The 21095-nt window shown below is 22.4% G+C and carries 19 protein-coding genes and 4 tRNA genes; 9 read left to right on the forward strand and 14 right to left on the reverse strand.

Annotation, left to right across the window (positions count from 1 at the left end; genetic code table 11):
* Positions 1-102: 102 nt before the first annotated feature.
* On the reverse strand, positions 103-1575 hold the full coding sequence (locus tag D9V80_RS02340) for a hypothetical protein (RefSeq protein WP_158353850.1): 1473 nt from the start codon (positions 1573-1575) through the stop codon (positions 103-105).
* A 324-nt stretch (positions 1576-1899) separates the two neighbouring features.
* Here D9V80_RS02340 and D9V80_RS02345 point away from each other — a divergent pair, with 324 nt between their 5' ends.
* Positions 1900-2550, forward strand: coding sequence for a class I SAM-dependent methyltransferase (locus D9V80_RS02345; RefSeq protein WP_158353852.1), 651 nt, complete (start codon positions 1900-1902; stop codon positions 2548-2550).
* 491 nt (positions 2551-3041) lie between these two features.
* Here the strand turns inward: D9V80_RS02345 and D9V80_RS02350 are convergent, their stop codons facing one another.
* Together D9V80_RS02350 and dapF are read right to left on the reverse strand one after the other, a co-directional pair.
* Positions 3042-4322: an MFS transporter gene (locus D9V80_RS02350; RefSeq protein WP_261978562.1), complete on the reverse strand. Its 1281-nt coding sequence runs from the start codon at positions 4320-4322 to the stop codon at positions 3042-3044.
* A gap of 144 nt (positions 4323-4466) precedes the next feature.
* Positions 4467-5321, reverse strand: coding sequence for a diaminopimelate epimerase (dapF, locus tag D9V80_RS02355; protein ID WP_261978563.1), 855 nt, complete (start codon positions 5319-5321; stop codon positions 4467-4469).
* 165 nt (positions 5322-5486) lie between these two features.
* Between dapF and cyaY the strand changes: the two genes are divergently transcribed.
* From cyaY to D9V80_RS02375, 4 genes are all read left to right on the forward strand, one after another.
* The gene (gene cyaY / locus D9V80_RS02360) at positions 5487-5822 is read left to right on the forward strand and encodes an iron donor protein CyaY (RefSeq protein WP_158353856.1); all 336 of its coding nucleotides are present in this window, start codon (positions 5487-5489) and stop codon (positions 5820-5822) included.
* A gap of 142 nt (positions 5823-5964) precedes the next feature.
* A complete protein-coding gene (hemC, locus tag D9V80_RS02365) occupies positions 5965-6888 on the forward strand; it encodes a hydroxymethylbilane synthase (protein WP_158353858.1) in 924 nt (307 codons plus the stop codon).
* Between the two features lie 11 nt (positions 6889-6899).
* The gene (locus D9V80_RS02370; protein WP_158353861.1) at positions 6900-7160 is read left to right on the forward strand and encodes a uroporphyrinogen-III synthase; all 261 of its coding nucleotides are present in this window, start codon (positions 6900-6902) and stop codon (positions 7158-7160) included.
* Complete coding sequence (locus D9V80_RS02375) at positions 7136-7678, forward strand: uroporphyrinogen-III synthase (protein ID WP_315984295.1); 543 nt, start codon at positions 7136-7138, stop codon at positions 7676-7678. Before D9V80_RS02370 ends, D9V80_RS02375 begins: the two co-directional genes overlap by 25 nt.
* On the opposite strand, the gene D9V80_RS02380 is transcribed toward D9V80_RS02375, so the two are convergent.
* The 9 genes from D9V80_RS02380 to D9V80_RS02420 all read right to left on the reverse strand — a co-directional run bounded on the left by D9V80_RS02380 (position 7649) and on the right by D9V80_RS02420 (position 15883).
* A tRNA-Pro gene (locus tag D9V80_RS02380) sits at positions 7649-7725 on the reverse strand. The two genes, D9V80_RS02375 and D9V80_RS02380, sit on opposite strands and share 30 nt — an antisense overlap.
* A gap of 43 nt (positions 7726-7768) precedes the next feature.
* Positions 7769-7844 (reverse strand) — tRNA-His (locus tag D9V80_RS02385).
* A 42-nt stretch (positions 7845-7886) separates the two neighbouring features.
* Positions 7887-7960, reverse strand: a tRNA-Arg gene (locus D9V80_RS02390).
* A 209-nt stretch (positions 7961-8169) separates the two neighbouring features.
* Entirely contained in the window at positions 8170-9429 is a 1260-nt protein-coding gene (rho, locus tag D9V80_RS02395; RefSeq protein ID WP_158353865.1) for a transcription termination factor Rho, read from the reverse strand.
* A gap of 164 nt (positions 9430-9593) precedes the next feature.
* The gene (trxA, locus tag D9V80_RS02400) at positions 9594-9929 is read right to left on the reverse strand and encodes a thioredoxin (RefSeq protein WP_158353867.1); all 336 of its coding nucleotides are present in this window, start codon (positions 9927-9929) and stop codon (positions 9594-9596) included.
* Between the two features lie 109 nt (positions 9930-10038).
* Positions 10039-12045: a UvrD-helicase domain-containing protein gene (locus tag D9V80_RS02405; protein WP_187306492.1), complete on the reverse strand. Its 2007-nt coding sequence runs from the start codon at positions 12043-12045 to the stop codon at positions 10039-10041.
* 116 nt (positions 12046-12161) lie between these two features.
* Positions 12162-13637: a ketol-acid reductoisomerase gene (ilvC, locus tag D9V80_RS02410; protein WP_158353871.1), complete on the reverse strand. Its 1476-nt coding sequence runs from the start codon at positions 13635-13637 to the stop codon at positions 12162-12164.
* A 101-nt stretch (positions 13638-13738) separates the two neighbouring features.
* Positions 13739-15604, reverse strand: a complete 1866-nt coding sequence (ilvD, locus tag D9V80_RS02415; protein ID WP_158353873.1) for a dihydroxy-acid dehydratase — start codon at positions 15602-15604, stop codon at positions 13739-13741.
* A gap of 205 nt (positions 15605-15809) precedes the next feature.
* A tRNA-Trp gene (locus tag D9V80_RS02420) sits at positions 15810-15883 on the reverse strand.
* Between the two features lie 226 nt (positions 15884-16109).
* On the opposite strand from D9V80_RS02420, the gene D9V80_RS02425 reads away from it, so the two are divergent.
* The 4 genes from D9V80_RS02425 (at position 16110) to fdx (ending at position 18754) form a co-directional block, all read left to right on the forward strand.
* Positions 16110-17327, forward strand: a complete 1218-nt coding sequence (locus D9V80_RS02425) for an IscS subfamily cysteine desulfurase (RefSeq protein ID WP_158353875.1) — start codon at positions 16110-16112, stop codon at positions 17325-17327.
* Between the two features lie 44 nt (positions 17328-17371).
* A complete protein-coding gene (iscU, locus tag D9V80_RS02430) occupies positions 17372-17758 on the forward strand; it encodes a Fe-S cluster assembly scaffold IscU (RefSeq protein ID WP_158353877.1) in 387 nt (128 codons plus the stop codon).
* A gap of 90 nt (positions 17759-17848) precedes the next feature.
* On the forward strand, positions 17849-18340 hold the full coding sequence (gene hscB, locus D9V80_RS02435) for a Fe-S protein assembly co-chaperone HscB (RefSeq protein WP_158353879.1): 492 nt from the start codon (positions 17849-17851) through the stop codon (positions 18338-18340).
* A 75-nt stretch (positions 18341-18415) separates the two neighbouring features.
* Positions 18416-18754, forward strand: a complete 339-nt coding sequence (gene fdx / locus D9V80_RS02440; RefSeq protein ID WP_158353881.1) for an ISC system 2Fe-2S type ferredoxin — start codon at positions 18416-18418, stop codon at positions 18752-18754.
* 4 nt (positions 18755-18758) lie between these two features.
* Here fdx and der read toward each other — a convergent pair whose 3' ends face one another.
* Both der and D9V80_RS02450 read right to left on the reverse strand, forming a co-directional pair.
* Positions 18759-20138, reverse strand: a complete 1380-nt coding sequence (der, locus tag D9V80_RS02445; protein WP_158353883.1) for a ribosome biogenesis GTPase Der — start codon at positions 20136-20138, stop codon at positions 18759-18761.
* A 37-nt stretch (positions 20139-20175) separates the two neighbouring features.
* Positions 20176-20802: a tetratricopeptide repeat protein gene (locus D9V80_RS02450; RefSeq protein ID WP_158353885.1), complete on the reverse strand. Its 627-nt coding sequence runs from the start codon at positions 20800-20802 to the stop codon at positions 20176-20178.
* Between the last annotated feature and the right edge of the window lie 293 nt (positions 20803-21095).

Raw genomic sequence — 21095 nt, forward strand, 5'->3', positions numbered from 1 at the left:
TTTTTTTAAAAAATTATACATATTATTTTATTTAATCATTTGGTAAAAATGATTAAATAAATATTTTCAATTATTAATTAATAGATTGTAATATTATATAATTTATTTAATAAAATATGAATATTCTATTTTTGGTGCATCATTTTTAGAAACGATAACATTTGTTTTCACACCAAATAATACTGTCTTTAATTGATTATTAGAATATTTTTTTTCTAAAATTCCTGTGTTTACACCCACAATTTTTATTGTTTGAGGATCTATTATATCAATTTTATAATGAAAAACAGGATGCTTGGGTAAAAAGTCTAACAACTCAGGATTATCTAAGAAAATACTTAAATAAGCATGATTAAATAAATTTTGATTAGCATATACAGAAATCAATTGTTGTAATTCTAAATCTGGAACTGTTTGCATAAAATCTTTAGTAAAATTTTGAATTTTAGAAGAATTCATATCTTTTCCATTAATTTGAAAATATTCATTTTCAAAATTACTTAAAAAAGTATCATGTACTTGCATAGTTTTATTCAAAATTTCATAAGTATCTTGATATGCTCGTTTTAAATCATGAACACTATGATCAGATTGCAGATGATTTAAAGAATGCCATATAATTACATTATGAGGATGATCCGATGCAATTTCATTATCATTGTACTTATTCAAATTAGAAATTATATTTTTAATAAAATCTCTTCTAGAATCAAATTGAACATTTGAATATTTTTTTTGAGGAACTTGAAGATGTGAATAATCACTATTATGATACTCTTTACCAAGATCATCAAAGGAATGTTGTAATAAAGATAAAGCTTTTATAGGAGCAGAATTGTTATTTATTAAAGACATTGATGAAAAAAAACTATCAGCATTAGTATTTTTCTGTATAAAATCTATAAAAAGATTATTAATTGAATTTGTAATATTAGTAAATATATTTGTGTCTACTGTATTTTTATTAACATTTTTTTGAACAACTTTTATTCTTTTCAAATTATTGGAATTAGTAATAGAAGAATCTTTTCTCTTATGCAAATTTGGAAAAACATTATTTTTCTTTAAATGGATAATATCAAAAGAAAGAAAAGATTTACTTTGTAAAGAATTTACTAATGGAGTAGTATCATATTTTTTTCTTGGATTTTTATTTTTATGATAAGATTCTACGATATCTGATAATGTCCATGCATTATGTCTAGAATGTTCTAAAGCTCTAATTTTAAGAGGATAAGAAGGATCTACAGAATTTATTGGAACTATATTTTTTAATTTATCATTTTCTTTTTCACAATATTGATTGTTAGATTGAATTTCTATTTTATTTAAATCTATATTATGATTAATTTTAGGTATTCTTTTAGAATACACAACAGATTTTTCTTTCGGAAATAATGCTATTACTGTGCTATTTTTAGCAGTATCATGAATATTATTTGATACAGCATTATCTGGAGGAATTAGAGAATCTTTAAATTCATTTTTAATTATTTCAAAATCGTAATATGTTTTTTCAATATTACTAAAATCTAATTTTGAAATATCATTTGGTAATGAAGTGAATGATGTCATATTAAATCCTCATTTTTTTTCCATTCTTTTTATCATATTTTTGATAAAAGTTAAAAAATTTTTTTACATTTTAAAAAAATTGATATATTTATTATATATAAATTATTATTAATATTATAATAATTCTTCTTAAAAAGAAGTTATATATGCATAAATTATATTTTTATTGTATACTCTTTATTTATTTTAAAAAAAGAAATAATCACAAAATACATTTTTATAAAAAATATATTTTTAATATTAAATATTGTGAATATAAATAAAAATAAATAAAAAATATCATTATTTTTCTCTCTTTTGTTTTAATAGGAAAAAAAATTATATATGTACATAATTATAAAATCTAAAAAAATAGAATTATGTGATTATACCAATAATCGAATTAATTCTTTTTCTATTGATTTTACAACAAAAAAATTTTTAAATCGCATTAAAAATATTCATACAAAAGAAGCTTTACCAAAAGCAGTAGGTATAAAAAATACATATTTTCCTAATATTATCGATACTACAGCAGGATTAGGAAAAGATAGTGTTTTACTTGCTGCATTAGGTTGTCAAGTAACTATGTTTGAAAGAAATCCTATAATTGCTTTTTGTTTGCAAGAAGCTTTAAAAAAAGCAAAAAAAAACACAATTATCGGACAATTTATATCTGATAATATTAAATTATTTAAACAATCTAGTTTACAAATGATAGATATTCCTGAAATAACCAAACCTGAAGTTATATATTTAGATCCTATGTTATATACATTAAAAATTAAGTCTTCACCTAAAAGAGAGATACATTTTTTAAAAAAACTGATAAAAAATGCTGATCAAGATGCTTATAAAATATTTTCAATTGCAATACAATTTGCTACTAAAAGAGTGGTGGTAAAAAGACCATTAAATTGCACATTTTTAAATAATATAAAAACAAAAAATTTTATTAAAACAAAAAAAAATAGATTTGATATTTACTTTGTGTAAAAGTATTTTTTTTAAAAAAAAAATATTTAATAATTTTAAAAAAATAGTCTTAAAATATATTAATTTTTGTAATCAAAAACATTATATTTTTAAATTAAAAATCAACATCAAAAAATTATTCATGAATAATTAATTTTCGATAAAAATAAATAAAAAAATGAAAAAAATTGTTTTTTAAATATTTTTTAAAAACTTCTATATTTATAAAAAATATATATTTTTCAAAAACAAAATATTTTTCATATTATTTATAATAATTGGATTGTTTTTTAAAAAAAAAATATTATATATATAATATCATATTTTTTATATTAATATATTTTTTTATAAAAAAATATAACAAAATAAAATATAATTAACTAATAATTATATTAATATAATTAATTAATTTATTAAAAAAAATATTTTTTATTCAAAAGTATTTAATTATATAAAAAAAAATTTTATACAATATATGTAATATTAAATATAATTTTTTTATTCTATAAAATCTAAAATTCATCATTTAATTGATTAATTAATTGTATTCCTAATACTAACATAAACATAACAAATAAAGAAATACCTATCCAATGACCTATAAACCAAAAACAACCTCCGAAAATACTACATATACTAGAACCTAAATAATAAAAAAATAAATATAAAGAAGATGCTTGTCCTTTTGATTTTGTTGCAAGAAAACCTATCCAACTACTAGAAACTGAATGAGCAGCAAAAAAACCACCAGAAAAAAATAATAAACCGATGATAATGAAATATATAATATCTAATTGTGTTAATAATAAACCAATAAGCATCATAAATAATGATGACATTAAAATTATTTTACTATGATATTGAGTAATTAATATTCCAGCTTTTGGAGAAGTATATACTCCTATTAAATATACCAAAGAGATATAACTAATCATTACTTGACTTAAGTAAAAAGGGGAAACCATAAGTCTATAAGTAATATAATTAAATACAGTAATAAAACTACCCATTAAAATAAAACCAATAATAAACAATGTAGATAAATACTTATTTTTACATTGACATATAATATTATTTAAAATAAAAACAGGAGTTACTTTACTTGCAGAAAAATTTTTAGAAACAGGTAATAATAACATAAATACAATTGATGAACATAAAGCACATAATCCAACAGAAAAAAATGCTGCATTCCAAGATAGATAATGAGTAACACTACTAGACACTATACGACCAACTAAACCACCTACTGTATTACCACTAATATATAAACCCATTGATAAACCTAAAATTTTTGGATGAATTTCCTCATTTAAATAAGACATAGCAACACCTACAACACCACTTAAAGATAAACCTATTAATGAACGTATTAAAATTACACCATACCAACTATCAGTATAGGCTGAACCCATAGTTAATAAAGAAGATAATAATAAAGATGTTCCCATAATTGATTTTCTTCCAATAGTATCCGATAATGCACCACTTATCAACATTCCTACAGCCATCATTAAAGTAGCAGAAGATAAAGATAAACTACTTACTGTTGGACTAATATTAAATTTTTTAGAAAAAATAGGCAGTATTGGTTGTACACAATATAACATTGAAAAAGTAGCAAAACCAGCTAAAAATAAAGCCACCATAACTTTATAAAAATCTTTACTAGTCTGTTTAATAAATTTTTTTTTTTTTTTAATATCCATACATTTATTTTTAGAAAAATTATCTCTATTATGTATTTCTGTATGCATATTTATTTTTTCTTGATTTCTTGTAAAAACAATCAAAATATACTCCTTTTTACAATCCGTTTATAAAAATTAAATAAATAAAAAATTGTTAAATAATAATAAGGAAAAAAAATTAATATTTGTAATAAAAATGATAACATTTATTACTTTAATTAAAGATTAAATATTTTTTAAAAAAAATTATATATAAAAATAACCTTCATATACATATTCTGTTTCTCCTATCATATTAAATATTTTTTTTTTTCTATTCCAAAAAATAGTAATTTTACCTCCATTTAATTTAACAACTACTTTTTCATTTAATAAATTATTTAAAATACCTATCGAAGCTGCAGCACACGCTCCACTACCACATGCTTGTGTTTCTCCTACTCCTCGTTCATACACTCTAACTTTTATCATATTTTTATTAATAATTTCCATAAATTCTACATTTACTCCTTCTAAAAAAAAAGATTTATTATTTAAAAATTTTCCAATATAATTAACATTAATATTGTTAATATCTTGAACAATTATTACACAATGCGGATTACCTAAAAAAACCACTCCAAAATCTACTATTAAGTTTTGATTCACTAAAATACTGTATTTCTCAGAAATCAATTGTATATTAAAATGCGAAGCATTAGGATGAAAATCTGGTTCCTGCATCCAAACTTTAACAACTTTATCATCAATATTTTCTACTTTCATGATTGTAGTGTTTGTACTTACAGTTATTTTTTTTTTAGAAATTAATTTTTCTTTTTTAATAAATTGTGATAAACATCTTACTCCATTTCCACATTGAAATACTTCTATTCCATTTGAATTAAAAATACGATAATGAAAATCTGAAGAAAATGTATTAAGAGGTGGTTCTAAAATTAAAACTTGATCACAACCAATACCAGTATATCGATTAGATATTTTTTTAATTAAATTTTTAGAAAAACAATATTTTTTGTTATAATTATTAATTATCACAAAATCATTTTTTAATCCATGCATTTTTGTAAAAAATATTTTTTTTTTATTAGTATTAAACATATTCATCCTTATATTTTTATATCTTTTTTATAAAAAAAGTTTTATTATTTATATATAATTTTATTTCATAACAATTAATTTCACATTAAAATAATAAAAAATTTTATAATAATAAAAATTCACCATTATACTAAAAATATAATAAAAAATAAATAAATTAAAAAAATGAGCTATAAAATATTATTTAAACAAAAAGATTTTTTAAATCTCTATTCAAAAATAATTTTGAAAATAGAATTACAACTTGATAATTATATAGGAAAAAAAAATCTTGATTATGACAATAACTATGATACTTTTTCAATTTTTATTGAAAACAAAAAAATAATCGTACTTAATAAAAGAGAAAATTTAAAACAAATTTGGATGGCAACTACTAAAACAGGTTACCATTTTTCATTTATAAAAGGAATCTGGATATGCATACGTAATAAAGTAGAATTTTGGTACATTTTAAATAAAGAATTAAGAATTGCCCTAAAAGGGGATATAGATATATAAAAGTTTTATTAAATAATTTTTTATATATTTTACTACTTCAGTAAAATTTTTTTTATATACAAAATGTTTTTTTATATAATAAAAAATATGTACAATATATTGTTACATGAACATTTTTTACTATCCATGGTATTTAAACAGAATGTTTAAACAAATTTTAAAAATTGCAACAAGAAACAGTCCTTTAGCATTAATTCAAGCTAGATATGTTCAACAAAAACTTTATTCTATATATCCCTTTCTACGAACTGAACTAATACCGATTCAAACTCATGAAACATCTACAATAATCAACAAATGGAAACATTATTCTAGTAAGGGAATTTTTATAAAAGCATTAGAAATTGCTTTATTAGAATATAAAGCAGATATAGCTATTCATTCAGTAAAAGATATTCCTATTATCAATATGTCTAAAAATTTGCAACTTTCTGCTATTTTAAAAAGAGGTAATCCTTTAGACGCTTTAATTTCAAATGTCTATAATAAATTAAGTGAACTTCCAAAAAATGCCTTAATAGGTACTTCAAGTTTAAGAAGAAAAAGTCAATTATTAAATTACCGTAATGATTTTATCATTAAACCTATTTATGGAAATATAGAAACGAGACTAAAAAAATTAGATGAAGGAAAATATGATGCAATTATTTTATCAACTGAAGGGATGAAAAGATTAAAATTACAAAAAAGAATCAAAGAAATTATTCCTTTAGAAATTTCTCTTCCTTCTTGCGGTCAAGGAGCAATAGGAATACAATCTCGTAAAAAAGATCAAAAAATTAATGCATTACTTAAACAAATTAATGATAAAAATAGTTTTTTAAGAGTACAAGCAGAACGTTTTTTATGTTTATATCTTAATGCTAGTTGTCATTCTCCCATAGGGAGTTATGCCACTTTTAAAGATAATCAAATAATTTTAATGGGTTTAGTAGGTACAATAGATGGGAAAACTATAATTAGGAGACAAAAATTAGGAAATCATATAGATATAAAAAAAATAAGCTTTGATTTAGCAAAAGAATTATTACAAAATGGAGCAAAAAATATATTACATGCAATTTAAATAAGAACAATATGAATATATTAATTTTGAGACCAAAAATAGATGCATTAAAATTAATGCACAAATTAAAAAAAATTAAAATAAAATCTTGGATATTTCCAATATTTACATTTAAAAAAGGAAATGATTTAAAAAAATTAAAAAAAACTATAATTTCTTTACCAAAAAATAGCGCAATTATCGCTACTTCTAAACATGCAATTTATTTTGCAAATCAATATTTAAAAAAAAACAAATTAATTGGCCAATATCTGTTTTTTATTTTACTGTAGGAAAAACTTCAGCTAAATTGTTAAAAAAAGTTACTAAAATTCCAATTCAATATCCATGGAATATTGAAAATAGTGAAAATTTAATTAAAATTATAAAAAATAACAAAAAAATTAATAAAAAAAATGTAGTTATTATAAATGGAAATATAGGAAGAATATTTTTAAAAAAAGAATTAAAAAAAGATGGATATAAAGTATTCAATTTAGAATGCTATCGAAGAAAATTAATTCAATATAATAAATATACAGAATCAATAAAATGGAAAAAAAATAAAATAAATACTTTGATAATTACTAGTTGTGAAATACTAAAAAGATTAGAATATTTATTTCATGATAACAAAAATAAAAAATGGATATATAATTGTACTATTATATGTACTGGAGAAAGAATAAAAAAATTAGCATTAAATATGGGATGGAAAAAAGTCATTTTATGTTCTAGTGCTAATAACTATGTTATTTTTCAAAAAATAAAATCTTTAAAATGGTCGGCGAAAGAGGATTTGAACCTCTGACCTACTGGTCCCAAACCAGTTGCGCTACCAAACTGCGCTATTCGCCGAAATATTAAAAATTATATCATTTTAAAATAAAAAATTCATTTTTGGGGTGATTAATGGGATTTGAACCCATGACCACTGGAACCACAATCCAGAGCTCTACCAACTGAGCTATAATCACCATATATTTTTGTAATGTTATAAAACAATCATTTATTAAATTTGCGCTTGTCAGGAATCGAACCTGAGACTTCTACCTTCGGTAGGTAGCACTCTATCCAACTGAGCTACAAGCGCATATTTTTATTATGCATATTTATTTAATAGAATATTAAAAGTTTTTATTTTTTTAAAAGATATTTAAATTCAAATAAAAATATCATAACATAAAAAAGTGTTTTTGAAAAACTATTTGATATAGAAAAATAAATTAAATATTTTTTCGATAAATAAAAATCAAAGAAAATTAAAGAACTTTTTTGTATAATTAAATATAATTGTTATATTTAAGAACGTTTCATCATATCAAAAAATTCATCATTAGTTTTGGTCATAGCTAATTTATTAATTAAGAATTCCATAGCATCTATTTCACCCATAGGATGAATAATTTTTCTTAAAATCCACATTTTTTGTAATTCTTCAGGTAACGTTAAAAGTTCTTCTTTTCTCGTACCTGAACGATTATAATCAATGGCAGGAAATACTCTTTTTTCTGCTATTTTTCTAGATAAAGGTAATTCCATATTACCAGTACCTTTAAATTCTTCATAAATAACTTCATCCATTTTAGAACCGGTATCTACTAAAGCTGTAGCAATAATAGTTAAACTTCCTCCTTCTTCAACATTTCGTGCAGCACCAAAAAAACGTTTAGGTCGATGTAATGCATTTGCATCTACTCCACCTGTTAGTACTTTTCCAGAAGAAGGAACAACAGTATTATATGCACGAGCTAATCTTGTTATCGAATCTAACAAAATTACTACATCTTTTTTATGTTCAACTAATCTTTTTGCTTTTTCAATTACCATTTCTGCTACTTGAACATGTCTAGAAGCAGGTTCATCAAAAGTTGATGCTACTACTTCACCTCTTACTAATCTTTGCATTTCAGTAACTTCTTCCGGTCGTTCATCAATTAATAAAACCATTAATACACATTCTGAATGATTATAAGCAACACTTTGAGCAATATTTTGAAGTAAAATTGTTTTACCTGCTTTAGGTGGAGCAACAATTAATCCTCTCTGACCTCTTCCAATGGGAGAAGCTAAATCTAATACTCTTGCAGTTAAATCTTCAGTAGAACCATTTCCTCTCTCCATTCTTAATCTAGAATTTGCATGTAATGGAGTAAGATTTTCAAATAGAATTTTATTTCTTGCATTTTCAGGTTTATCATAATTCACTTCATTAACTTTTAATAAAGCAAAATATCTTTCTCCTTCTTTAGGAGGTCTAATTTTTCCAGCTATAGTATCTCCAGTACGTAAATTAAAACGTCTAATTTGACTGGGAGAAACATATATATCATCAGGTCCAGCAAGATACGAACTATCTGCAGATCGTAAAAAACCAAATCCATCTTGTAAAATTTCTAATACTCCGTTTCCAAAAATATCTGCTCCACTTTTAGAGTGTTGCTTTAAAATAGAAAAAATAATATCTTGTTTTCTCATACGTGCTAAATTTTCTAATCCAATTGTTTCACCAAGAATTATAAGCTCAGAAACCGGAGTATTTTTAAGTTCGGTAAGGTTCATATTGGTGGGTTCTTAATCAACTTGAAATAATTATCTAAATATTTGAATTCATTAATAATTTTAATTACGATCTCGTCATATTAAATTAATTAATATATATTTGTTATTTTTTTATTATAATATATATAAAAAATAAAATCCATTTTTTAAAAATTCGATATTTATTATTTATTTAAATGAGTGTCTAAAAAATTTTTTAATTCTAATTTGGATAGTGCTCCTACTTTAGTTCCTAATAAATTTCCTTCTTTAAAAAATAATAAAGTTGGAATTCCTCTAATAGAATATTGAGGAGCAATATTAGGATTTTCATCAACATTAATTTTTGCTATTACTATAGTTTTTATATATTCTTGAGCAATCTCTTCTAATATAGGAGATAAAATTTTACAAGGATTACACCATGGAGCCCAAAAATCCACTAAAACAGGTTTTTTTTCTTCTAATACTAATGTTTCAAAATTTTTATCAGTAACAATAATTATATTATTATTATTCATATTTTATTCCTTGTATTAATAAATATTTGTATATTTAAAAAAGTGATTTCTAAAAAAATATTTAAAAAATAATTTTTTCATCAATTTATTGATATAAAATTTTAATCTCTTAATCTTTTAATTTTAACATTTTTTTAATAGTTTTAATATGTATTTTTGAATTCTGAAAAAAAGAAGAAATGTTTTTTTTATTTAACCATAATAAATCTTTTTGAGGTAATTCGTCTAAAAAACGACTAGGATTCATAGAAATATTATTACCATATAACATTCTTTTTCTTGTATATGTAAAAGTAAGTTCTTTTCTTGCTCGAGTTATTCCAACATATGTTAATCTTCTTTCTTCTAAACAATCTTTATTTTTGATACTAATATAATGAGGTAAAATACCTTCTTCCATTCCTATAATAAATACAAAAGAAAATTCTAACCCTTTAGAAGCATGTAAAGTCATTAAAAATATTTGATCTTGATCTATTTGTTTTATGTTTTTCTCTGAAAATTCAGAAGAATTAATTACTATTTGAGAAATAAAATTCGATAAAGCAGAAAAATTTTCTTTTTTATTATCATATACTTTTATATTTTCCATCGAATTAAGCAATAAACCAATATTTTTAATATATTCATTAAATTGAATTTGATTTTTCACAGTTTTTTTTAAAAATTGTATATATTCAATATCATCTATAATTTTTTTTAATATATTATTTGGTTTTACACTTGCAAAATTTTGTAAATCTTGAATTAATAAACATAAATTTTTTATCTTGTTACGAATTTTCATAGTGATTTTAGTATTACTATCTATGTACATTCCAATTTTATATAAACTAACATTTTTTTTTAAAGATATTGTACGCAATATAGTTGTAGTTTTATTTCCTATTCTTCGATTAGGAATATTAATAATTTTTAAAAAAGAAAAATCATCATCTGGATTAATAATAACTTTTAAATAATAAATTAAAATTTTAACAAAATTTTGATCTAATATAGATTTTTTTCCAAAAATTTGATAAGGAATATTTTTTTTTACTAAATATTTTTCAAGAATTTTAGATTGATTATTTGAGCGATATAAAATAGCATAATCCTGATAACTCGTTTTAAATTTATTACGATGTATTAATATTTCTCTTACAACTCGTTTTACTTCTTCATACTCATCTTGTGTAGCTATTACTTTCACCATTGGCCCATAATGCATATTAGAAAATAACTTTTTATGAAAAATATGAGGATTATGAGAAATTAAAGTATTAGCTATATTTAAAATTCTTCCAGAAGAACGATAATTTTCTTCTAATTTAATTACTTGTAATGTAGGAAAATCATTTTTCAATAAATTCATATTTTGAGGATTAGCACCTCTCCATGAATATATAGACTGATCATCATCTCCTACTAAAGTAAAATTATTAGAATGAATTATTTGTTTCATAAAAATATATTGAATATTATTCGTATCTTGATATTCATCCACTAACAAATATTTAATTTTTTTTTTCCATAATACTCTTACATTTTTATGTTTTTGAAACAACTTTATGGGTATAAAAATTAAATCATCAAAATCTAAAAAGTTTGAATGTATCAAAAAAGATTCATATAAATAATAATATTTTAGCCATTCTATTTTATTTTGATATTCTTGTAGTTTAGATGCATCTGAATAATTTAATAAATTATTTTTTAACATAGAAATAAATTTAAGTATTTTTTTTAAAGTACTTAGATCATACTGCGCATGTTTCTGAACAATTTTTTGTAATATATGAATTTGATCATATTCATCTATGATAAAAAAATTAGGACGAAAATCTAATAAGTGTAATGAATGTTGTATGATGTTCATTCCAAAAGAGTGAAATGTATAGATAGAACAATGAGTTGTTCTACATATTTTTTGCTGTACTCTATGTTTCATTTCATTAGCAGCTTTATTAGTAAAAGTTAATGCTACAATACTACGATCACCATAATTACATGAATTAATTAAATAAAGAATTTTTTCAGTAATGACTTTTGTTTTACCAGATCCAGCTCCAGCTAATACTAAACAAGGACGATTAATACATTGTATAGCTAATTTTTGATTAGTATTTAAATTCATAATAATATATATATTTATATATCCAATATTGTACATTTTTTAAAATATACAATATTTATATTGAGACATAAAATTGAAAAAATAAATTTTATTAATTTAATGTGAATACTATTTTTTTAAAATATTTTTTTCTTCATACCAATCATATAAGTACGAAGTTTCGAACCAATTTTTTCAATTGGATGATTTCTAATTAATTCATTAATATTTTTCAAAAAAATATTATCAATATTTTTTTCTTTTTTTTGTGATAATAATGAAATTTTTTTCAAATGTATTAAATCAAAAAATTGATTTAATATAGGAGTTGCACGTTCTTCAAATAAATAATTACCATATTCTGCAGTATCTGAAATTACTAAATTCATTTCATAAAGTTTTTTACGAGCAATAGTATTGGCAATTAAAGGTAATTCATGCAATGATTCATAATATGCTGATTCTTTTAAAATTCCTGATTCAACCATTATTTCAAAAGATAATTCTATTCCAGATTTTAAAATAGCAACCATAATTGCCCCATTTTGAAAAAATTCTTCTTCATCAATATGTACTTCCGAAAAAGATGCTCTTTCAAAGTTAGAATGTAATGTTGCTTTTCTTTTTGACAGCAATATGTGATCTTGTTGTTCCCAATCTTTCATCATATTCAAAGAAAAATCACCAGATAAAATATCATCCATATGTTTTTTAAATATAGGAGATAACATCATTTTTAATTTTTCTGAAAGTTGAAAAGCTTGAATTTTAGATGTATTTGATAAACGATCCATCATCAAAGTAATACCACCCTGTTTTAAAGCTTCAGTTAATACTTCCCAACCATTTTGAATAAATTTTACTGCATATTCTTCAGATATTTTTTCTTGAATAAGTTTATCAAAATAAACAATAGATGCTGCTTGTAACATTCCACATAAAATAGTCTGTTCCCCCATTAAATCTGATTTCACTTCAGCTATAAATGAAGATTCTAATATACCAGCATGATGACTACCAATTGATACAGCCCAAGCTTTTGCTATATTTAAACCCATTAAATTAGGATCATTTTCTTTATGTACAGCAATTAAAGCAGGTACCCCAAACCCTTTTAAATACTCAGTTCTTACTTCCGTACCTGGGCATTTTGGAGCAACCATAATTACAGTAATATCTTTTCTTATTTTTTGACCCATTTCTACAATATTGAAACCATGAGAATATCCTAAAATCGCACCGATTTTCATCAAATTTTCAATCTTTTCTATAACATTTTTATGCTGTTTATCTGGAGTTAAATTAATCACTACATCTGCATCAGGAATCAATTTTTTATAAGTATTTACCATAAAACCATTATTAACTGCATTTTTCCAGGAAGCATTTTTTGATTTAATAGAAGAATTTCTTAACGCAAAAGAAACATTTAAACCAGAATCTCTCATATTTAAACCTTGATTTAAACCTTGTGCTCCACATCCTATAATAACAATATTTTTATTTTTTAATAAAGATAGTGTTCCATCAAATTCTTTTTTTTTCATGAATCGACATTTTTTCAATTCTATATTTTTTTCACGAAAATTTAATTGATTAAAATAATTACGCATATTTATATTCCAAAGTATCAAAAGTGTATAAAAAAATCTGATTTTTTATTAAAAATATATACCTTACAAAAATTTTAATAATTCAATTAAAAATACTTTCATTAATTTATTTTAATTTTGTTAATATCTCGTACTGCTCCACGATCAGCACTCGTTGCAAAATAAGCATAAGCTTGTAATGACAGAGAAAGTGTTCTTTTTCTATATATCGGATAATAAGGAATATTTTTTCTTTCTTCTTCTATTCTTCTTAAATCTATTTCTTGTTGACTAATTTCTAATTGTATAATTCTATTTGGAATATCAATAAAAATTGTATCTCCATTTTTCACTAAAGCAATTAAACCTTTATTAGCAGCTTCTGGAGATATATGTCCAATTGATAATCCTGAAGTTCCACCAGAAAAACGACCATCGGTAATTAAAGCACATTTTTTATCTAAATGTATAGATTTTAAATAAGCTGTAGGATACAGCATTTCTTGCATACCTGGTCCTCCCTTTGGACCTTCATAACGTATTACAATAACATTTCCTGCACAAATTTCTTTATTTAATATAGCCTTAACTGCATCTTCTTGACTTTCAAAAACTTTTGCTTTTCCATTAAATACAAAATTTTCTTTTGAAACTCCAGCAGTTTTAATAACACATCCATTTTCAGCTAAATTTCCATACAATATTGCTAACCCACCTTCTTGACTAAAAGCATAATCATTTTCACGAATACATCCTGTTTTTCTATCTAAATCTAAATGTGTCCACATATAAGATTGAGAAAAAGGATGAATAGTTTTAATACCCATTGGTCCTGATAAAAACATTGATTTGACATTTTCATCATTTGTTTGTTTTATATCATATTTTTTTAAAGTTTCTGATAAAGACATACCTAAAATATTTTTTGTATGAACATTAATAAGATTAGAACGTTGTAATTCTCCTAATATACCCATTACTCCTCCAGCTCTATGAAAATCTTCCATATGATAAATAGGACTACTAGGAGAAAGTTTACATAAATGCGGAGTATTTTTAGAAAGTAAATCAATATCTTTTAATGTAAAAGAAATTTTTCCTTCTTGAGCAGAGGCTAAAAGATGTAAAATTGTATTAGTCGAACCTCCCATTGCTATATCCATAACCATAGCATTTTTAAAAGCATGAAGATTAGCAATATTTCTAGGTAAAAATTCTGTACAATCATTTTCATAAAATAATTTAGTGATATTTACTATTGTTTTAGCGGCATCAATAAACAATTTTCTTCTATTTACATGAGTCGCCAACAAAGAACCATTACCTGGTAATGCTAAACCAACAGCTTCCATTAAACAATTCATAGAATTAGCAGTAAACATTCCTGAACATGAACCACAAGTTGGACAAGCAGATTTTTCTATTTTTTTAATTAATTTATCATCTATACTGTCATCTGCACTATTAGAAATAGCATCAACTAAATCTAATTTAATATTTTTTTGCATTTTGGTAGATGTAAGATGTAACAATCTACCTGATTCCATTGGCCCTCCTGAAACAAATACAGTAGGAATATTTAATCTCATTGCAGCCATAAACATACCAGGAGTAATTTTATCACAATTTGAAATACAAATCATAGCATCAACACAATGTGCATTAATCATATATTCTACAGAATCAGCAATTAAATCACGAGAAGGTAATGAATATAACATTCCTGAATGTCCCATAGCTATACCATCATCAATTGCAATTGTATTAAAAATTTTTCCTACTCCACCTGATTTTTGTATTTCCTCTTTAACAATTACACCAATTTGATTTAAATGAATATGTCCAGGAACAAATTCAGAAAATGAATTAACAATAGCAATTATTGGTTTTTTAAAATCTGAATCAGTCATACCCGTAGCTCTCCACAAAGCACGAGCACCAGTCATATTCCTGCCTTCAGTAGTGGTACGAGAACGATATTTAATCATATTTTTTCCATTAAAAATTTTTTTGTGAATATATTTTAAACAAAAAAATTGAATATAATTTATATAATTATATTTATATTAAATTGAATAAATTCATAAAATAAATAAAAGTTATATTTTTTATAAAGAGTGGATGATGTATAATAGGAATGAAAAAAATTAGAAAATTTTTTTAAATTAACGAAAATTTATAAAGTGAATAAAACAGGGGCGGAGGGAATCGAACCCACAACTTTCGGTTTTGGAGACCGATGCTCTACCAAATTGAACTACACCCCTATACACTCATATTATATGTAATTTTCAATAATGTACAACATTTTTATTAAAATTTATATATAAAATTTTTAAAAATTCAAATATAACCAATCTCATATCTCTTACACATTTTAATAACATCAATATATAAAAATATTTTTTCTATCAATAAAAATTGATTGTAATAATTTTATTTTTTTTATAAAAAGTATTTTAAAAAAAAAATTAATTTTAAATAGGATTTATTATGGATTTACCAATTTATTTTGACTATGCAGCTACAACACCATTAGACCCAAAAGTACTTAAAAAAATGTTAGAATATCTTGATTTTAATCATAAAAAATTTGGAAATCCTGCTTCTCGTTCTCATAAATTTGGTTGGATAGCAGAAGAAGCAGTCGATTTAGCAAGACAAGAAATTGCATCCTTTTTTAATGCAGATTACCGAGAAATAATTTTTACATCTGGAGCAACTGAATCTAATAATTTAGCAATTAAAGGTTGTGCTAATTTTTATAAAAAAAAAGGAATACATATAATAACATGTAAAACAGAACATAAATCTGTTTTAGATAGTTGTAGATATTTAGAAGAAAATAATTTTCATATTACCTACCTTACTCCACAAAAAAATGGAATAATTTCACTAGAAGCAATAAAAAAAGCAATACGACCATCAACTATTTTAATTTCTATAATGCATGTTAATAATGAAATAGGTGTAATACAAGATATTCAAAAAATTAGTGAAATTTGTAAAAAAAATCACATTTTTTTTCATGTAGATGCAACACAAAGTATTGGAAAAATTCATATTGATATACAAAAAATTCATGTCGATCTTCTTTCTTTTTCTGCACATAAAATTTATGGACCTAAAGGAATAGGAGGATTATACGTACGCAGGAAACCAAGAATAAGATTAAAAACATTAATCCATGGAGGAGGACACGAGCGTGGATTAAGATCAGGTACTTTACCTGTACATCAAATTGTTGGAATGGGAAAAGCATTTCAAATAATTAAAAATATATTTAATGAAGAGAATAAAAAAATTACTCAATTAAAAAATTATTTTTGGAAAAAATTACAAAATATTAAAGAAATTTATTTAAATAGTGATCCTAATTATTGTATACCTCACATTTTAAATGTAAGTTTTAATTTTATAGAAGGGGAATCATTAATTATGGCTATAAAAGATTTAGCAGTTTCCTCGGGATCAGCTTGTACATCATCTAGTTTAGAGCCTTCTTATGTATTAAGTTCATTAGGAATAAGAGACGATTTGGCTCATAGTTCTATTCGATTTTCTATTGGAAGATTTACTACCAAAGAAGAAATTGATTATGCATACAATATCATTCAAAAAGCAGTAATAAAATTAAGAAATTTATCTCCATTATGGGAAATGTATGAAGAAGGTATCGATATTAATACAATTAAATGGGAACATAATTAATATCAAAAACATTTAAATTCTTTAAAAAAAGAGAAATAAATTTTATGTCATATAGTAAAAAAGTTATAGAACATTATGAAAATCCTAAAAATGTAGGATCCTTCTCAAAAAGTGACTCTACAGTTGGTACTAGTTTAGTAGGAGCCCCATCCTGCGGAGATGTAATGAAGTTACAAATTAAAGTGAACAAAAAAGGTATTATAGAAGATGCTTGTTTTAAAACATTTGGATGTGGATCTGCCATTGCTTCTAGTTCATTAATGACAGAATGGGTGAAAGGAAAATCATTAGATCAAGCTATGCAAATAAAAAATACTCACATAGTTAAAGAATTAGCATTACCACCAGTAAAAATTCATTGTTCTATATTAGCAGAAGATGCAATTAAATCTGCAATTGAAGATTATAAAAATAAAAATCATTTAAATTAAATTTAAATCACACTATAGTGTTTAAACTATAGTGTTATAAATATAAGATATATAAAATAATAATATATAAATATTTTTAGGAGTAATATTATGAATTATTTTCAAATGTTCAATTTTCCAGTAATATTTAATTTAAATATACAAGAAATTAAAAAAAAATTTTATCAACTACAAAAGAAATATCATCCAGATTTGTCGATTTACAACAAAAAGGAAAAAAACATTAATAAATTATTGTTACTTTCCTCTACTGTTAATAAAGCATATAATATTTTAAAAAATCCTATTACTAGAGCTGAATATTTAATATCTCTATATACCAAAAAAGAAGACACAAAATTAAAACAACATACTCAAAGAAAATTCTTAAAACTACAATTTCAATTGTATGAAAAATTTGAATATTTAAAAAAAAAAAAACAAGATTTAAATATTTTCTATACAGAAATAAAAATATTAGAAAAAAAGTTTTTTAAAAAAATGGAAAAAAAATTATATGAAAAAAAATGGAGTGAAGCTAATATATATTTAGAACAATTAAAATACTTTTATCAATTTCAAAAATTTATTTACAAAAAATAATTATTTCACATTAATATTAAACAATAAAATTTTTCTCATCATATAAGTATCACACATAGGTACATAATAATTATTATGACAACTATAACATTCATATTAAACAAAAAAAATAAAATTGAAAAAAAAAATGTTACAGCTAAAAATGGAGAAACAATTTTAGATGTTGCTTTAAAAAATAACATTTATATAGAACATGCATGTGAAAAATCTTGTGTCTGTACCACTTGTCATTGTATTATCAAAAAAGGTTTTTTATCATTATCTACACCTTCAGAAAAAGAAGAAGATACATTAGACAAAGCATGGGGTATACAAGAAAATAGTAGATTATCGTGTCAAGCTAAAATAGGAAATAAAAATATCACTGTAGAAATCCCTCAATATTCATTAAATTATTCTAATAAATCATCATAAAAAATTAATTATGAATATAAGGATTATTAGTGTTTTTAAAAATTAATTTAATCGATGTTCCAATTAATTGTAATTCTTTTTGAAACATATTTGTTAAATATGCAACATAATTATTATTTAATAAATGTGTCTTATTGCCATATATAACAATTATTTTAGAATATGAATAATTACATTTTTGTTCTGGATGTGCAAATTTTAATTTAATTTTTTTTCCTTGTATCATTGGAGGCTGTTTTTTTTTCAATATTTTATGTAACAACTTTGTTAAAGTAGAAGTATACAATACAGTTGTCATAGATTTATATACTTGACTAATCACTTTTTTTATATAATAAAATATTGTTTTATTAAACAATCCAGAAATAAAAAGTATAGGAATATGAGGAATAAAATGTAACACTCTCAGAACATTTTTTTTAAAAAAACTTTTTTTATGTGATGGAATTAAATCCCATTTATTTATCAAAATTACAAAAGGTTTTAATTGTATTTTCAAATAACGTATTAAAAATAAATCTTGATATGATAATTCTTCTGAAGAATTCATTACTAAGATAGATAAATCACTTTTAATAACACTTTTTATTGTTTGTTTCACTGCATTTTTTTCTATCGATTGTATATTTTTCTTTTTTTTTCTTATCCCTGCTGTATCAAAAAATATATATTCAATATCTTTATATATATAACTAGTTTGAATACTATCTCTAGTTGTTTCTGGACGATCAGAAGTAACCATCCTATTTGTTTTTAAAATATTATTAATTATTGTTGACTTTCCTACATTTGGCTTACCTATAATAGCTATACGAATTGTTTTTAATTTATTTTTAATATTTTCATTATTAATGAATAATCGATATTTTTTATTATTTGTAATAAATGTCTTAATATAAGGAAGTAAAATTTTATTTTGAAAAAAACTAATATTAATTTTTTTTTTTGCAGAAATAAAATAAGTATTTTTAAATCCTAATAATAAAAAATCATATAAAACATTATTTAAATTAATGGAATCAATTTTATTAACTAAAAGAAATACCGGCTTATTCTTTTTTCTAATCAATTTTGATAAATCATTGTCATATGACACACAGCCCTCTTGAGCATTCACTAAAAAAAAAATAATATCTGATTCTTCTATAACATGATGTAAATTTAACCATTCTGAAGAGTTATATTTTTTTTTTATTAGATCAACACCAGGAGTATCAATGATAATACATTTTATATTCATCACAGAAAAAATAGTTTGATATTGACGATCTCTTGTAGTATTTCTTAAAGAAGAAACAATAGCATTGTTACACGATGCTAAACAATTAAACAAACTAGATTTTCCGACATTCGACCTACCAATCAAAACAATTTTTATTTCCATTTTTTTATTCTTCTACTATAAACTTTATTTTTTCAACTTATGTAATACAACAAGTTTGTATTTTCATTGTTAAAACTTTTCTTAAAGTATTATTTTTTTCTAATTTTAATGCTGTTTTCCAAAATTTCAAAGCTATCTTCTTTTTATTTAGACAATAAAATATATCTCCTTTCATATGAAAAATTTCTGAATTCAAATTTTTATTTTTAATAAGATTTAATGTTTGTAACGATGAAATAAAATCATTTTTTTGTATATTAATTTTGGCAATCTTAATTCTTATGTAATCCAAAAAAAATTGTTCTTTTGTTGATTCTAGTCCTTGCTGTAATATTTTAATAGATTGGTTTAAATCTTCTTTATTTAAATAAAAATTAGACATTTTTAATACAGTCAGTAAACCATAAATATTTTTATTTCTATTTATAAAATTTGTGTTTTGTAGTTCAAATGTTTTTTCATTTATAAAATTTTTACGATTTAAATCATAAAATTGATGAGCAATAACAACTGAATTATCTTGTTTATGTTGTTGATTAATTCTGTGTGTTTTATTATATGTTGATAGCAAAAAGAAAAAAAAACATATACACATTACAATATTTTTTAAAAAATCTTTTTTTCCATTTGTGATATACATAAGTAAACTGCTAAAAATTTTCATAATTTTTTTATGCTCTTTATATTAAACAATGTAAAATAAAACAGTATTCTTTATACTTAAAATTATTGTATTCTAATAAAAATTAGACAATAAATCAAAGAATTACTTAATAATATACTAACTTTTTTAATAAATATATAAAAATTATATCATTTAAAATATCTTTTTGAATATATCTATCATTTTTGTAAAATTTTATTAAAAAATTAAATATATTAATTTTTTTAAGTAATATAATTAATTAAAAAATGTAAAAATAAATAAATCAAATAAAAAATTTTACAATAATATTT

The sequence above is a fragment of the Buchnera aphidicola (Thelaxes californica) genome (assembly GCF_005080825.1).
Classification (GTDB): domain Bacteria; phylum Pseudomonadota; class Gammaproteobacteria; order Enterobacterales; family Enterobacteriaceae; genus Buchnera_I; species Buchnera_I aphidicola_V.

Bases quoted from the DNA above. Each gene is read 5' to 3' on its own strand.
- hscB (WP_158353879.1), top strand. From the start codon at position 17,849: ATGAATTATTTTCAAATGTTCAATTTTCCAGTAATATTTAATTTAAAT.
- iscU (WP_158353877.1), top strand. From the start codon at position 17,372: ATGTCATATAGTAAAAAAGTTATAGAACATTATGAAAATCCTAAAAAT.
- D9V80_RS02345 (WP_158353852.1), top strand. From the start codon at position 1,900: ATGTACATAATTATAAAATCTAAAAAAATAGAATTATGTGATTATACC.
- D9V80_RS02405 (WP_187306492.1), bottom strand. From the start codon at position 12,045: ATGAATTTAAATACTAATCAAAAATTAGCTATACAATGTATTAATCGT.
- fdx (WP_158353881.1), top strand. From the start codon at position 18,416: ATGACAACTATAACATTCATATTAAACAAAAAAAATAAAATTGAAAAA.
- D9V80_RS02425 (WP_158353875.1), top strand. From the start codon at position 16,110: ATGGATTTACCAATTTATTTTGACTATGCAGCTACAACACCATTAGAC.
- cyaY (WP_158353856.1), top strand. From the start codon at position 5,487: ATGAGCTATAAAATATTATTTAAACAAAAAGATTTTTTAAATCTCTAT.
- D9V80_RS02370 (WP_158353861.1), top strand. From the start codon at position 6,900: ATGAATATATTAATTTTGAGACCAAAAATAGATGCATTAAAATTAATG.
- trxA (WP_158353867.1), bottom strand. From the start codon at position 9,929: ATGAATAATAATAATATAATTATTGTTACTGATAAAAATTTTGAAACA.
- dapF (WP_261978563.1), bottom strand. From the start codon at position 5,321: ATGTTTAATACTAATAAAAAAAAAATATTTTTTACAAAAATGCATGGA.
- der (WP_158353883.1), bottom strand. From the start codon at position 20,138: ATGGAAATAAAAATTGTTTTGATTGGTAGGTCGAATGTCGGAAAATCT.
- hemC (WP_158353858.1), top strand. From the start codon at position 5,965: ATGTTTAAACAAATTTTAAAAATTGCAACAAGAAACAGTCCTTTAGCA.
- rho (WP_158353865.1), bottom strand. From the start codon at position 9,429: ATGAACCTTACCGAACTTAAAAATACTCCGGTTTCTGAGCTTATAATT.
- D9V80_RS02340 (WP_158353850.1), bottom strand. From the start codon at position 1,575: ATGACATCATTCACTTCATTACCAAATGATATTTCAAAATTAGATTTT.
- D9V80_RS02450 (WP_158353885.1), bottom strand. From the start codon at position 20,802: ATGAAAATTTTTAGCAGTTTACTTATGTATATCACAAATGGAAAAAAA.
- ilvC (WP_158353871.1), bottom strand. From the start codon at position 13,637: ATGCGTAATTATTTTAATCAATTAAATTTTCGTGAAAAAAATATAGAA.
- ilvD (WP_158353873.1), bottom strand. From the start codon at position 15,604: ATGATTAAATATCGTTCTCGTACCACTACTGAAGGCAGGAATATGACT.